The organism is Citrobacter sp. VF227 (assembly GCF_052950715.1).
On the sequence record NZ_JBRFVF010000003.1, the window covers coordinates 129,641 to 142,800 of the forward strand.

Consider the following 13,160-nt stretch of genomic DNA (forward strand, 5'->3'; position numbering starts at 1 on the left):
AACGTTTTATTTACTTTTTTGAAGTGTGATGTAACGCAATCTGTTACATGCTCAATTGTCTATAGTTTTTCGCGACGGTTTATTAACCAACAATAATCACCCTACGAGGACGCACTTATGTGGAAGCGCTTACTTTTAGTCACAGCAGTTTCGGCAGCCATGTCGTCTATGGCAATGGCAGCCCCTTTAACCGTAGGATTTTCACAGGTTGGCTCTGAATCCGGCTGGCGCGCCGCAGAAACCAACGTTGCGAAAAGCGAGGCCGAAAAGCGGGGTATTACGCTGAAAATCGCTGACGGCCAGCAAAAGCAGGAAAACCAGATTAAGGCAGTCCGCTCATTCGTGGCGCAGGGCGTTGATGCCATCTTTATTGCCCCGGTCGTGGCAACGGGTTGGGAGCCGGTCTTAAAAGAAGCAAAAGATGCCGACATTCCCGTCTTTTTGCTCGATCGTTCCATCGATGTAAAAGACAAATCTCTCTATATGACCACCGTCACCGCTGACAACGTGCTGGAAGGTAAATTGATTGGCGACTGGCTAATTAAAGAAGTGAACGGCAAGCCGTGTAACGTTGTTGAGCTGCAAGGGACCGTCGGGGCAAGTGTAGCGATCGATCGTAAAAAAGGTTTTGCTGAAGCCATCGCTAACGCACCTAACATCAAAATTATCCGCTCACAGTCCGGTGACTTCACCCGCAGTAAAGGGAAAGAAGTGATGGAGAGCTTTATTAAAGCGGAAAACAACGGCAAGAACATCTGCATGGTTTACGCCCACAACGATGACATGGTGATCGGTGCGATTCAGGCGATCAAAGAAGCGGGTCTGAAACCCGGTAAAGATATTCTTACCGGTTCCATCGACGGCGTACCGGATATCTACAAAGCGATGATTGATGGTGAAGCTAACGCCAGCGTCGAGCTGACGCCGAATATGGCAGGTCCGGCCTTCGATGCGCTGGATAAATTCAAAAAAGACGGCACGATGCCTGAGAAGCTGACCATCACCAAGTCGATCCTCTACCTGCCAGATACGGCGAAAGAAGAGTTAGAGAAGAAGAAAAACATGGGCTACTAGTTTTGCTGTCGGTCTTCTGTAGGTCTGATGGCGCTGCGCTTATCAGGCCTACGAAACGCCGTGATTTCGCACCGGAGGAATGCCATGACCACCGACCAACATCAGGAGATCCTCCGCACCGAAGGATTAAGTAAATTTTTTCCCGGCGTCAAAGCACTGGATAACGTGGATTTTAGTTTGCGTCGTGGCGAGATTATGGCGCTGCTGGGTGAAAACGGAGCCGGTAAATCGACGCTAATCAAAGCGCTGACCGGTGTTTACCACGCCGATCGCGGCACTATCTGGCTCGAAGGCCAGCAGATTTCCCCGAAAAATACCGCCCATGCCCAGCAACTGGGGATTGGCACCGTGTATCAGGAAGTAAACCTGCTGCCCAATATGTCGGTCGCGGATAACCTGTTTATTGGCCGTGAACCACGGCGTTTTGGCCTGCTACAGCGTAAGCAGATGGAAAAACGCGCCACGGAGCTGATGGCGTCATACGGTTTTTCCCTCGACGTACGCGAGCCGCTGAACCGCTTTTCTGTGGCGATGCAGCAGATTGTCGCGATTTGCCGCGCGATCGATCTCTCCGCGAAAGTGCTGATCCTCGATGAACCCACAGCCAGCCTCGATACCCAGGAAGTTGAAATGCTGTTCGGCCTGATGCGCCATCTTCGCGATCGGGGCGTCAGTCTGATCTTCGTCACCCATTTCCTCGATCAGGTTTATCAGGTCAGCGATCGCATCACCGTTCTGCGTAACGGCGGCTTCGTTGGCTGCCGCGAAACCCGCGAGTTGCCACAGATCGAACTGGTCAAAATGATGTTGGGCCGCGAACTGGATACCCATGCGCTACAGCGTGCGGGACGCACGTTACTGAGCGATAAGCCGGTGGCGGCCTTTAGCGGTTTTGGCAAGAAAGGCACCATCGCGCCGTTTGATCTACAGGTGCGTCCCGGTGAGATTGTTGGTCTTGCCGGATTGCTGGGATCCGGGCGCACGGAAACGGCGGAGGTGATCTTCGGTATTAAACCTGCCGATAGCGGTAGTGCGCTGATCAAAGGTAAACCGCAGATCTTACGATCCCCACATCAGGCTTCGTGCCTGGGGATCGGCTTCTGTCCGGAAGATCGTAAAACGGATGGTATTATCGCCGCCGCCTCGGTGCGGGAAAACATCATTCTGGCTTTGCAGGCGCAACGTGGCTGGCTGCGGCCTATTGCGAGGAAAGAACAAAACGAGATTGCCGAGCGTTTTATCCGTCAGCTTGGAATTCGTACCCCCAACGCCGAGCAGCCAATCGAGTTTCTCTCTGGCGGTAATCAGCAAAAAGTTTTGCTCTCGCGCTGGTTACTCACCAAACCGCAGTTCCTGATCCTCGATGAACCCACGCGGGGAATCGATGTCGGCGCACATGCCGAGATCATCCGCCTGATCGAAACACTGTGCGCGGATGGCCTGGCGCTGCTGGTGATTTCATCCGAACTGGAGGAGTTAGTGGGTTATGCCGATCGCGTCATTATTATGCGCGATCGCAAACAGGTGGCCGAGATCCCACTGGCTGAACTGTCCGTACCGGCGATCATGAATGCCATTGCGGCCTAAGGAGACTATGGTGATGCCTCAATCTCTCCCTCAATCCAACACCGCGAAACGACGGTTCCGTTGGCCAAAAGGTATGCCGCAACTGGTGGCGCTACTGCTGGTGCTGCTGGTCGACAGCCTGGTGGCCCCACACTTCTACCAGGTGATTTTGCAGGATGGACGCCTGTTCGGCAGCCCGATTGATATTCTCAACCGTGCCGCTCCCGTGGCGCTGTTGGCGATTGGTATGACGCTGGTGATCGCCACCGGCGGTATTGATCTTTCCGTTGGCGCGGTGATGGCGATTGCCGGTGCGACCACCGCGGCGATGACGGTGGCCGGGCACAGTCTGCCGGTGGTGCTGCTTGCTGCCTTAGGTTCCGGCATTCTGGCCGGGCTGTGGAACGGGATTCTGGTGGCAATCCTCAAGATCCAGCCGTTTGTTGCGACGCTCATCCTGATGGTGGCCGGGCGTGGAGTGGCGCAGCTTATCACGTCTGGCCAGATCGTCACCTTCAACTCGCCCGAGCTGTCGTGGTTTGGCAGCGGCTCGCTCTTTCTGTTCCCCACGCCGGTGATCATCGCGCTGCTGACGCTGGTCGCCTTTTGGCTGCTAACGCGTAAAACGGCGCTGGGCATGTTTATTGAAGCGGTGGGCATTAACATTCGTGCGGCGAAAAATGCCGGGGTGAATACCCGCATCATTGTGATGCTCACTTATGTACTGAGCGGCCTGTGTGCGGCTATCGCCGGTATTATCGTCACGGCGGATATCCGTGGGGCAGATGCCAATAACGCCGGATTGTGGCTGGAACTGGATGCCATCCTGGCGGTGGTCATCGGTGGTGGCTCGCTGATGGGCGGGCGATTTAACCTGCTGCTGTCGGTGATCGGCGCATTGATTATCCAGGGAATGAACACCGGGATTTTACTGTCGGGCTTCCAGCCGGAGCTGAACCAGGTGGTCAAAGCCGTGGTGGTGTTGTGTGTACTGGTCGTGCAGTCACAACGCTTTATCAGCCTGATAAAAGGAGTGCGTGGTCATGATAAAACGTAATTTACCGCTAATGATTACTCTCGGCGTGTTTGTGCTGGGGTATCTCTACTGCCTGACCCAGTTTCCGGCTTTTGCTTCAACTCGGGTAATCTGCAATATCCTGACCGATAACGCTTTTTTAGGGATTATTGCGGTGGGCATGACCTTCGTGATCCTCTCTGGCGGGATCGACCTTTCCGTTGGCTCGGTCATCGCCTTTACTGGCGTATTTCTGGCGAAGGCTATTGGTTATTGGGGTATTTCCCCGCTGCTGGCGTTTCCCCTGATTTTGCTGATGGGTTGCGCGTTTGGCGCATTTATGGGGTTACTGATTGATGCGCTGAAGATCCCTGCGTTCATTATTACGCTGGCGGGAATGTTCTTCCTGCGTGGCGTCAGCTATCTGGTCTCTGAAGAGTCGATCCCAATTAACCATCCGATCTATGACACGCTCTCAAGCCTGGCATGGAAAATTCCCGGCGGCGGTCGCCTGAGCGCGATGGGGTTGTTAATGCTGGGCGTGGTGGTGATTGGCATCTTCCTTGCGCACCGTACGCGGTTTGGTAATCAGGTTTACGCCATTGGTGGCAACGCCACCTCGGCCAACCTGATGGGGATCTCAACCCGTAGCACGACCATTCGTATCTATATGCTGTCTACCGGGCTTGCTACGCTGGCCGGCATTGTGTTTTCAATTTACACCCAGGCGGGTTATGCGTTGGGGGGCGTTGGCGTCGAGCTGGATGCGATTGCTTCGGTTGTTATCGGCGGAACGCTACTGAGCGGCGGGGTCGGTACGGTGTTAGGTACCTTGTTTGGCGTCGCTATTCAGGGATTAATTCAAACCTATATTAATTTTGACGGCACATTAAGTTCCTGGTGGACGAAGATTGCGATTGGTATTTTATTGTTTATTTTTATAGCGTTACAACGCGGTTTGACGGTGCTATGGGAAAATCGTCAAAGCTCGCCGGTAACCCGAGTGGGTACGACAGCAACACCAAAGTAACATCCTGATTTTACTAAAAACATTTAAATACCTAAACTTTTTCCGGTTGTAGTCGATAGGTTCTGTACAGGTCTGTTTTAACCCTACAACCGGAAATATAACAATGCCAAAATCCCTTTCAATTCGATCAAGTTTGTTGGTGTTATTGTCGCTGCTGACGTTCCTTCTGTTACTGACTGGAGGGATGGGGCTATATGCCTCTACTCGTATTATTACTTCATTGATTTACCACGCTATTATGAGTGGGGCAATGTTGGTTGCTATCGCGCTACTGGCCGTGATTTGGTTCATGCTGCGAAATAAGTTTCTCAAGCCGCTGGATAGTATAGTGGAGCAACTGGAACGCCTGGCGACGGGGGATTTGTCGCCGGTTTCGGCGCTGTCGGCTAGCGCTGAATTCAACCGCCTGAGCGCAGCGATGGATGAAATGCGCCATTCGCTGGGCGACTCGGTACAACGCGTACGCGATGCCAGTTCGCAAATTGATATTGGTAGCCGTGAGCTGACTGCCGGAAACCAGCATCTGGCGCAACGCACTGAATCGACCGCCACGTCGCTGGAGCAGACCGCCGCCAGCATGGAAGAACTCACGGCGACCGTGAAACAGAATGCGCAGAACGCGGAACAGGCGCATCAGTTGGCAAAATCGGTGTCGGATACCGCCGATCGCGGTAGCGAGATGGTGTGCTATGTGATCGAGAAAATGCGCGATATTTCAGGCAGTTCCAGCCGAATCGCCGACATCCTTAGCGTAATCGATGGTATTGCTTTCCAGACCAACATCCTGGCGCTTAATGCCTCCGTTGAAGCGGCGCGCGCCGGTGAGCAAGGGCGGGGCTTTGCGGTTGTCGCAGGTGAAGTCCGAAATCTGGCCAGCCGCAGTGCTGAAGCGGCAAAAGAGATCCGCACCTTAATCAGCGATTCGCACACGCACGTGGGTGAAGGCAGTGAGCTGGCGCAGCAGGCGGGTGAAACCATGGATGAGATTGCGACCGAGGTCATGCGTATGACCAAACTGATGCGTGAAATTGCCAGTGCGTCCCAGGAACAGAGTCGCGGCATTGAGCAGGTGAATATTGCGGTGATTCAGATGGATGAAACGGCGCAGCAAAATGCGGCGTTGGTACAGCAGTCGTCAGCAGCTACCCGCTCGCTGGAAGAGCAGTCACATGCGCTGCTTGAAGCAATGGCAGTGTTTAAAGTACAAACGGCGTAGCGGATAAATTTGCCGGATGATGGCGTTAACACGTCTCATCCGGCAAAACGTATTACGCGTCCGGGAACTCGCGGATAAAGCGTTCTACATCTTCAACCATATGGTCGTTACCCACGAAGAAGGAGCGGCGCTGATGCAGGCTTTCCGGGATAATATCCAGAATACGATTTTTACCGTCGCTCGCCTTGCCGCCCGCTTGCTCGGCCAGCAGGGCCATTGGGTTGCATTCGTACAGCAGACGCAGTTTCCCTTCCGGGTGGCTGGCGGTGCTTGGGTACAGGTAGATTCCGCCTTTCAGCAGATTGCGATGGAAGTCCGCAACCAGAGAGCCAATGTAGCGCGAGGTGTACGGGCGCTGGGTTGACTTATCTTCTTCCTGGCAGAATTTAATGTACTTCTTCACGCCGTTCGGGAATTTAATGTAGTTGCCTTCGTTAATGGAGTATGTGCTGCCTTTCGCCGGGAAGCGCATACGTTCCTGGCTGAGGCAGAATACGCCCAGAGAAGGATCGTAGGTGAAGGCGTGTACGCCGCAGCCGGTGGTGTACACCAGCATGGTGGAAGAACCATAAACCACGTAACCTGCCGCAACCTGCTTGTTGCCCGGCTGCAGGAAATCCTCTTCCGTGACCGGCGTGCCGACGGGGGTTACGCGGCGATAAATAGAGAAAATCGTACCGACAGAGACGTTAACATCGATGTTGGATGAGCCATCCAGCGGATCCATCAGCACAACATATTTTGCGTGTTCACAGCCTTCAAAGACGACGATTTCATCTTCTTCTTCCGAGGCAATGCCCGCCACAATGTCGCGCGCCTTCAGTGCAGCTTTCAGTTTTTCGTTCGCGAACAGATCGAGTTTTTGCTGAACCTCTCCCTGCACGTTCTCAGCACCGCTGGCACCCAGGATATCGACCAGACCGGCCTTATTGATATCGCGGTGGATGATCTTGGCGCCCAGCTTTATTGCCGACAACAAAGCAGTGAGTTCACCGGTAGCATGAGAAAACTCGTGCTGCTTTTCGACAATAAATTCACCTAACGTTTTCATAACACTTTCCCTGCAATTTATGTGGAGTAAAGCGACCGCAACAATATTAACAAATATTTCCATTGTTGCGCTTAGGTGAATCGCGCCAGCAAACTACGGAATATCCTGAAATGCGTTTCTCACTTGCCGGACATGTGCGTAAAATGGCCCCCAGATTAAAAAAGGATAGTGACGTATGCGCATTCATATTTTGGGAATTTGTGGCACTTTCATGGGCGGTCTGGCGATGCTGGCGCGCTCGCTCGGTCATGAAGTAACCGGTTCGGACGCCAATGTGTATCCGCCGATGAGTACCTTGCTTGAGAAGCAAGGTATTGATTTAATTCAGGGGTACGATGCCAGCCAGCTCGACCCGCAGCCGGACTTAGTGATCATCGGTAATGCCATGACTCGTGGTAATCCGTGCGTGGAAGCGGTGCTCGAGAAGAACATCCCGTACATGTCCGGCCCGCAGTGGTTGCATGACTTTGTGCTGCGCGATCGCTGGGTACTGGCGGTTGCGGGCACGCATGGCAAAACCACCACCGCCGGAATGGCGACCTGGATCCTCGAAGCCTGCGGCTATAAGCCTGGCTTTGTGATCGGCGGCGTACCGGGTAACTTTGAGGTTTCTGCGCGTCTGGGCGAAAGCGACTTCTTCGTGATTGAAGCAGATGAGTACGACTGCGCCTTCTTCGACAAGCGTTCCAAATTCGTGCATTACTGCCCGCGTACGCTGATCCTCAACAACCTTGAGTTCGATCACGCGGACATCTTTGACGATCTGAAAGCGATCCAGAAACAGTTCCATCACCTGGTGCGTATCGTGCCGGGCCAGGGACGCATCATCTACCCGGAAAACGACATCAATCTGAAACAGACGATGGCGATGGGCTGCTGGAGCGAACAAGAGCTGGTGGGCGAACAAGGCCACTGGCAGGCGAAAAAGCTGACCACCGATGCCTCCGAGTGGGAAGTGTGGCTGGACGGTGAAAAAGTCGGTGAGGTGAAGTGGGGCCTGGTCGGCGAGCACAACATGCATAACGGTCTGATGGCGATTGCGGCCGCGCGCCATGTGGGCGTCGTGCCTGCGGATGCAGCCAACGCGCTCGGTTCATTCATCAATGCTCGTCGTCGTCTTGAGCTGCGGGGTGAAGCCAATGGCGTGACGGTGTATGACGATTTCGCCCATCACCCAACGGCCATTCTGGCGACGCTTGCGGCGTTGCGCGGTAAAGTGGGCGGTACGGCGCGCATCATCGCAGTGCTGGAACCCCGTTCGAACACCATGAAAATGGGCCTGTGCAAAGACGATCTGGCGCCGTCGTTAGGCCGTGCGGATGAAGTGTTCCTGCTGCAACCCCCGCATATTCCGTGGCAAGTAGCAGAAGTTGCTGAAGCTTGCGTTCAGCCAGCCCACTGGAGTGGCGATGTGGATGCCCTGGCGGATATGGTGGTGAAAACCGCGCAGCCAGGCGATCACATTCTGGTGATGAGCAACGGCGGATTTGGTGGTATTCATCAAAAACTGCTGGATGGCCTGGCGAAGAAAGCTCAGGCAGAAGCGGAAGAGTAAAAAAATGCCCGGTGGCGCTACGCTTACCGGGCCTACAACGGATCATAGGCCGGATAAGGTATTTGCACCGCCATCCGGCACTTTCGGCAGATGAAGAGGTTACGCTTCGTTTTCCGCCAGTTCACGCAGATACTGGAAGATCTGGCGGGAAGATTTTGGCGGCTTGTTGCCCGCTTTTTCTTTCCTGGCGTTACGCACCAGCGAACGTAGTTGCTGACGGTCGGCGTCAGGCCACAGGTTCATCACTTCTTCGATGGCTTCATCGCTACCGTCAACCATACGGTCACGCAGTTGCTCCAGCTTATGGAAGACAACGACCTGCTGGTTGTGACGGTTTTTCAGCTTATCCAGTGCCTGACGGATAGGATCAACATCGCGCTGGCGCAACATTTTGCCAATCAGCTGCAGCTGGCGGCGGCGACCTTCCATCTTAATACGCTGGGCCAGCTCAATCGCGGCACGTAAATCCGCATCGAGCGGGATTTTATCCAGCGCGTTTTTCCCCAGTTTTACCAGTTCCACACCCAGGTGTTTTAACTCCTCGGCGTCACGTTTTATTTCACTTTTACTGACCCAGATAATTTCATCGTCTTCGTCTTCGATGTCATCACCGGGAACGTCGTCGAGCCAGTCTTCGGGCTGCTTAGTCATGTCAGGCTCCTTAAAAAAAGAGGCTAATGTTACCAGTTAAGATGCGCACTGAAAAACGGTTCTCTGTTAGACTTCAGAGAAACTCTCTCTACATTATGGCATTTGCGATGAAAGTAATCTCACAAGTTGAAGCGCAGCGTAAGATTCTGGAAGAAGCGGTCTCGACGGCACTGGAATTAGCGTCAGGTAAGTCGGATGGCGCGGAAGTCGCTGTAAGCAAGACCACGGGTATTAGCGTCAGCACCCGTTATGGTGAAGTGGAGAACGTAGAATTCAATAGCGATGGCGCGTTGGGGATTACGGTTTATCACCAGAACCGTAAGGGCAGCGCATCGTCCACCGATTTAAGTCCGCAGGCGATTGCCCGTACCGTGCAGGCTGCGCTGGATATTGCGCGTTACACCTCACCGGACCCGTGCGCGGGCGTTGCAGATAAAGAATTACTGGCCTTTGATGCGCCCGATCTGGATCTGTTCCACCCAGCGGAAGTCTCGCCTGACGAAGCTATCGAATTGGCTGCCCGCGCTGAACAGGCGGCGCTGCAGGCTGATAAGCGTATCACCAATACCGAAGGCGGCAGCTTTAACAGCCACTATGGCATCAAAGTATTTGGCAACAGCCACGGCATGCTGCAGGGCTACTGCTCCACTCGTCATTCCCTTTCCAGCTGTGTGATCGCGGAAGAAAATGGCGATATGGAACGCGATTACGCCTACACCATTGGTCGGGCGATGGGCGATCTGCAAACGCCGGAGTGGGTGGGGGCAGACTGTGCTCGCCGTACCTTATCTCGTTTGTCGCCGCGTAAGCTTTCCACCATGAAAGCGCCGGTGATTTTCGCCAACGAAGTGGCGACCGGACTGTTCGGACACCTGGTTGGCGCGATCGCCGGTGGTTCGGTGTACCGCAAATCCACCTTCCTGCTGGATTCGCTGGGCAAACAAATTCTGCCGGAATGGCTGACTATTGAAGAACATCCGCACCTGCTGAAGGGACTGGCGTCATCGCCGTTCGACAGTGAAGGGGTACGGACTGAACGCCGCGACATCATTAAAGACGGCGTGCTGACTCAATGGCTGTTGACCAACTATTCCGCACGTAAGCTGGGGCTGAAGAGCACCGGGCATGCGGGGGGGATCCACAACTGGCGAATTCCGGGACAAGGTCTAAGCTTCGAGCAGCTACTCAAAGAGATGGGTACAGGCCTTGTGGTTACCGAGCTGATGGGCCAGGGCGTAAGCGGCATTACCGGGGATTACTCGCGCGGTGCGGCGGGCTTCTGGGTCGAAAACGGCGAAATTCAGTATCCGGTGAGTGAAATTACCATCGCCGGGAACTTAAAAGAGATGTGGCGCAATATTGTGACCGTAGGGAACGATATTGAAACGCGCAGTAATATTCAGTGTGGTTCGGTATTGTTACCGGAGATGAAAATCGCCGGGCAATGATACTCGTTAAGGCGTAAATTTTTTAATAATAAAAAAGGAAGTGAGCAATGCGTAAACACCTGTTAGCGATCGTCGCGGCTTCAACGCTGGTTCTTGGTTCTTCTGCGTTTGCAGCCGATCTCGAAGATGACATGGGGATCCTCAACGACAACCTGAAGATCGTCGAAAAAACGGATAATGCGACTGAACTGAAAGATGCGTTAACCAAAATGCGCGCAGCCGCGCTGGACGCTCAAAAAGGAACACCGCCGAAGCTGGAAAGCAAATCCCCGGACAGCCCGGAGATGAAGGATTTCCGCCACGGTTTTGACACACTGATCGGTCAGATTGATGGCGCGCTTAAGCTGGCGAACGAAGGTAAAGTCAAAGAGGCGAAAGCCGTTGCGGAAGACATGAAAACCACGCGCAACGAAAACCACAAGAAGTTCCGCTAATCTACGCTATCCGGCCTGCATAACCGTGGGCCGGATAAGACGCTGCGTCACAACACCCCATAAGTAAACGCTATACCCATCACATTTTTTCATTTTTATCGTCCATTCATTGTTCGTATCGCCGTCCATTTTTCGGCTCACTCTTGCGATCTCAATCACATTCTTCCAGTGATAAATCGTGAACCCGACCCATTTTGCGGCGCAGATCACTAACGCTGACCCCCTTTCCACTTCGAAGTGGAAAACAACTCGCTACAAACTTTTAACCCCCACCGCTAATTTATCCCCAGAGCCATTAGTGGGGTAAGACGAGTGAATAACGGAGCTGTAATGAATGACATGGGGGAATCGGTGGAACTGGCCGACCGCATGCTGGCGCAGGTGTATGCCTTGCTGCGTGAACGCCACATTATTCCCAACGCTGTACAGGAACAGATGCTGACGTCGCATGTTCGCGCCATGGCGCACCGCTCGGTAACGGGTGAACCCTTACCTGAAGTCGATGCCAGCTTGTTTGATGAAATTTCTGCCGAATCAATGGCGCTTGCCCGCGACGTGGTTGCCGAGTTTGGCAACCTTCCTGAGGAAGAGGCCTGGCTGCTGTCGGTGCACTTCGAAGTCGCAAAAGACAACCTTTAAGGAGCAAAAGATGGAACAGATTACCGTAGTGATTGGCGATCGTCTGGGTAAAGGCCAGAAAGTGGCGGCAGGCGTTGAGAAAGCGGGTGGCCGTGCGGTTGTGGTACCAGGCGTTGCGGCTGACATGAAGCTGGGTGACGTAATGAAAGCGGAAAACGCCACCTTTGGTATCTCGTTTTGCGGCAGCGGTGGGGCGGGGGCAATTACCGCGCAGAACAAATACGGCTACAAGGCGAAATACGGCATGCGCTCGGTTGATGAAGGCGTCACCGCCATCAACGAAGGTTGCAACGTGCTGGGGTTCGGTTTTATGGACAAAGAAGAGCTCGGTGAACGCCTGGTTCAGGCGTGGCAAAAGAAACACGGCGCTTAAGCATGAAAGAGCAATTCACCACCACGGTGAGAGTCACTGGCAAGGGCGAGGCAAAAGCGCGCGCCTTTGCCGACGCCCTGAACCACGTTCAGGCTGCGGTGATGAAAGCGTCGCCGCATATCTTACTGCGTATTGAGCCACAGGATGTGCAGGTTGTTCAAGCGCGTGAAACGGTGCGCAAAGAGGCGTTTTTATTTCTCTTTCTGCGCCGGGAAAGACGCACCTTCAGCGTGGAGCTGGATGTGACCGTCAACGTGACTGCCATCAATCTCGACAAGGTGGATTTCGTTACGCAACGCTGATTCTTTATTAAAAGGCATAAATATGTTCCTGATAATATTAATAAAATCGCTCATCATTGGTGGCCTGGTTGGCGTCGGTGTCGGCGCTGGGGCTGCACGCATGTTTCATGCGCCTACCACTCAAGGGATGGGCGCGTTTCGTACTCTGGGAGAACTGAATTCCTGTGAAGGGGATCCGGCTTCTCACTTCTCGTTCGGCCTGGGCTTCTTCTTTAACGCCTGGGCTTCTTCCGTTGCGGCGGGAGCGTTCACGCAGGACGTTGACCATCGCATCATCCCCAACTGGGGCGCCGCCGCGCTGATGGTTAAAAACCGCAACGTCGGCGAAACGCTGCACGATCCCAAACGCATGGCGATTGCCTGTGGCGTTATCGGGATGATTGTCGTGACCTTCCTGAACCTCACCGCGTCATCCGTACCGGAAGCGCTGCAAGTTACTGCCGTCAAGGTACTGGTGCCTGCGGCTAACCTGCTGGTTAACACCGTGATGCCAGTGATTTTCTGGCTGGCGGCGATCGATGCCGGTAAGAAATCAGGTTTCTGGGCCACCGTTTTTGGCGGCGCGGCGCAACTGATTATGGGCAACGCCGTCCCGGGTCTGGTCCTTGGTATTTTGATCGGTAAAGGCGTGGAAGAAAGCGGCTGGAACCACGTTACCAAAGTCATGATGGTGGCTATTGTTGCACTGTTTGTCCTGAGCGGCTTCTTCCGCGGCTTCGATATGAAGATGATCGAATCCTTCCATCTGACTGTGCCTGGCTGGTTGGAACTTATCCATAACTCACTCAGCGGCAAATAACGGAGGC

General features: G+C 53.9%; 14 protein-coding genes. 12 read left to right on the forward strand and 2 right to left on the reverse strand.

Translation table 11 applies throughout. The features are described 5' to 3' along the window. Window positions 1-117: 117 nt before the first annotated feature. The 5 genes from ytfQ to ACU8YC_RS12985 all read left to right on the forward strand — a co-directional run bounded on the left by ytfQ (window position 118) and on the right by ACU8YC_RS12985 (window position 5,901). A complete protein-coding gene (ytfQ, locus tag ACU8YC_RS12965; RefSeq protein WP_151217411.1) occupies window positions 118-1,074 on the forward strand; it encodes a galactofuranose ABC transporter substrate-binding protein YtfQ in 957 nt (318 codons plus the stop codon). Between the two features lie 84 nt (window positions 1,075-1,158). Continuing rightward, the gene (ytfR, locus tag ACU8YC_RS12970; RefSeq protein ID WP_187253625.1) at window positions 1,159-2,661 is read left to right on the forward strand and encodes a galactofuranose ABC transporter, ATP-binding protein YtfR; all 1,503 of its coding nucleotides are present in this window, start codon (window positions 1,159-1,161) and stop codon (window positions 2,659-2,661) included. A gap of 13 nt (window positions 2,662-2,674) precedes the next feature. After that, the gene (gene ytfT, locus ACU8YC_RS12975) at window positions 2,675-3,697 is read left to right on the forward strand and encodes a galactofuranose ABC transporter, ATP-binding protein YtfT (RefSeq protein WP_151217413.1); all 1,023 of its coding nucleotides are present in this window, start codon (window positions 2,675-2,677) and stop codon (window positions 3,695-3,697) included. After that, window positions 3,684-4,685: a galactofuranose ABC transporter, permease protein YjfF gene (yjfF, locus tag ACU8YC_RS12980; protein WP_446895414.1), complete on the forward strand. Its 1,002-nt coding sequence runs from the start codon at window positions 3,684-3,686 to the stop codon at window positions 4,683-4,685. The genes ytfT and yjfF overlap by 14 nt, the downstream gene beginning before the upstream one ends. A 103-nt stretch (window positions 4,686-4,788) precedes the next feature. Continuing rightward, window positions 4,789-5,901, forward strand: a complete 1,113-nt coding sequence (locus ACU8YC_RS12985; RefSeq protein ID WP_151217417.1) for a methyl-accepting chemotaxis protein — start codon at window positions 4,789-4,791, stop codon at window positions 5,899-5,901. Window positions 5,902-5,953: 52 nt separating this feature from the next. Here ACU8YC_RS12985 and fbp read toward each other — a convergent pair whose 3' ends face one another. Beyond that, on the reverse strand, window positions 5,954-6,952 hold the full coding sequence (fbp, locus tag ACU8YC_RS12990) for a class 1 fructose-bisphosphatase (protein WP_003025742.1): 999 nt from the start codon (window positions 6,950-6,952) through the stop codon (window positions 5,954-5,956). Between the two features lie 175 nt (window positions 6,953-7,127). On the opposite strand from fbp, the gene mpl reads away from it, so the two are divergent. Continuing rightward, complete coding sequence (gene mpl / locus ACU8YC_RS12995) at window positions 7,128-8,507, forward strand: UDP-N-acetylmuramate:L-alanyl-gamma-D-glutamyl-meso-diaminopimelate ligase (protein WP_003839563.1); 1,380 nt, start codon at window positions 7,128-7,130, stop codon at window positions 8,505-8,507. Window positions 8,508-8,606: 99 nt separating this feature from the next. On the opposite strand, the gene yjgA is transcribed toward mpl, so the two are convergent. After that, entirely contained in the window at window positions 8,607-9,158 is a 552-nt protein-coding gene (gene yjgA / locus ACU8YC_RS13000) for a ribosome biogenesis factor YjgA (RefSeq protein WP_008786039.1), read from the reverse strand. Window positions 9,159-9,253: 95 nt separating this feature from the next. Between yjgA and pmbA the strand changes: the two genes are divergently transcribed. The 6 genes from pmbA (at window position 9,254) to ACU8YC_RS13030 (ending at window position 13,153) form a co-directional block, all read left to right on the forward strand. Beyond that, window positions 9,254-10,606: a metalloprotease PmbA gene (gene pmbA / locus ACU8YC_RS13005; RefSeq protein ID WP_003830385.1), complete on the forward strand. Its 1,353-nt coding sequence runs from the start codon at window positions 9,254-9,256 to the stop codon at window positions 10,604-10,606. A 47-nt stretch (window positions 10,607-10,653) separates the two neighbouring features. After that, on the forward strand, window positions 10,654-11,040 hold the full coding sequence (gene cybC, locus ACU8YC_RS13010; RefSeq protein WP_151217419.1) for a cytochrome b562: 387 nt from the start codon (window positions 10,654-10,656) through the stop codon (window positions 11,038-11,040). Between the two features lie 330 nt (window positions 11,041-11,370). After that, window positions 11,371-11,679, forward strand: coding sequence for a PRD domain-containing protein (locus ACU8YC_RS13015; RefSeq protein WP_016151467.1), 309 nt, complete (start codon window positions 11,371-11,373; stop codon window positions 11,677-11,679). A 10-nt stretch (window positions 11,680-11,689) separates the two neighbouring features. Next, window positions 11,690-12,052, forward strand: coding sequence for an SFCGS family glycine-rich protein (locus ACU8YC_RS13020; RefSeq protein WP_103675660.1), 363 nt, complete (start codon window positions 11,690-11,692; stop codon window positions 12,050-12,052). 2 nt (window positions 12,053-12,054) lie between these two features. Then, window positions 12,055-12,354, forward strand: coding sequence for a DUF4312 family protein (locus ACU8YC_RS13025; protein WP_038636649.1), 300 nt, complete (start codon window positions 12,055-12,057; stop codon window positions 12,352-12,354). A 22-nt stretch (window positions 12,355-12,376) separates the two neighbouring features. Continuing rightward, complete coding sequence (locus tag ACU8YC_RS13030) at window positions 12,377-13,153, forward strand: DUF4311 domain-containing protein (RefSeq protein ID WP_151217421.1); 777 nt, start codon at window positions 12,377-12,379, stop codon at window positions 13,151-13,153. Window positions 13,154-13,160: the final 7 nt, after the last annotated feature.

Coding starts and splice junctions, on each gene's coding strand:
- ytfQ (WP_151217411.1), top strand. CDS start 118: ATGTGGAAGCGCTTACTTTTAGTCACAGCAGTTTCGGCAGCCATGTCG.
- ytfR (WP_187253625.1), top strand. CDS start 1,159: ATGACCACCGACCAACATCAGGAGATCCTCCGCACCGAAGGATTAAGT.
- ytfT (WP_151217413.1), top strand. CDS start 2,675: ATGCCTCAATCTCTCCCTCAATCCAACACCGCGAAACGACGGTTCCGT.
- yjfF (WP_446895414.1), top strand. CDS start 3,684: ATGATAAAACGTAATTTACCGCTAATGATTACTCTCGGCGTGTTTGTG.
- ACU8YC_RS12985 (WP_151217417.1), top strand. CDS start 4,789: ATGCCAAAATCCCTTTCAATTCGATCAAGTTTGTTGGTGTTATTGTCG.
- fbp (WP_003025742.1), bottom strand. CDS start 6,952: ATGAAAACGTTAGGTGAATTTATTGTCGAAAAGCAGCACGAGTTTTCT.
- mpl (WP_003839563.1), top strand. CDS start 7,128: ATGCGCATTCATATTTTGGGAATTTGTGGCACTTTCATGGGCGGTCTG.
- yjgA (WP_008786039.1), bottom strand. CDS start 9,158: ATGACTAAGCAGCCCGAAGACTGGCTCGACGACGTTCCCGGTGATGAC.
- pmbA (WP_003830385.1), top strand. CDS start 9,254: ATGGCATTTGCGATGAAAGTAATCTCACAAGTTGAAGCGCAGCGTAAG.
- cybC (WP_151217419.1), top strand. CDS start 10,654: ATGCGTAAACACCTGTTAGCGATCGTCGCGGCTTCAACGCTGGTTCTT.
- ACU8YC_RS13015 (WP_016151467.1), top strand. CDS start 11,371: ATGAATGACATGGGGGAATCGGTGGAACTGGCCGACCGCATGCTGGCG.
- ACU8YC_RS13020 (WP_103675660.1), top strand. CDS start 11,690: ATGGAACAGATTACCGTAGTGATTGGCGATCGTCTGGGTAAAGGCCAG.
- ACU8YC_RS13025 (WP_038636649.1), top strand. CDS start 12,055: ATGAAAGAGCAATTCACCACCACGGTGAGAGTCACTGGCAAGGGCGAG.
- ACU8YC_RS13030 (WP_151217421.1), top strand. CDS start 12,377: ATGTTCCTGATAATATTAATAAAATCGCTCATCATTGGTGGCCTGGTT.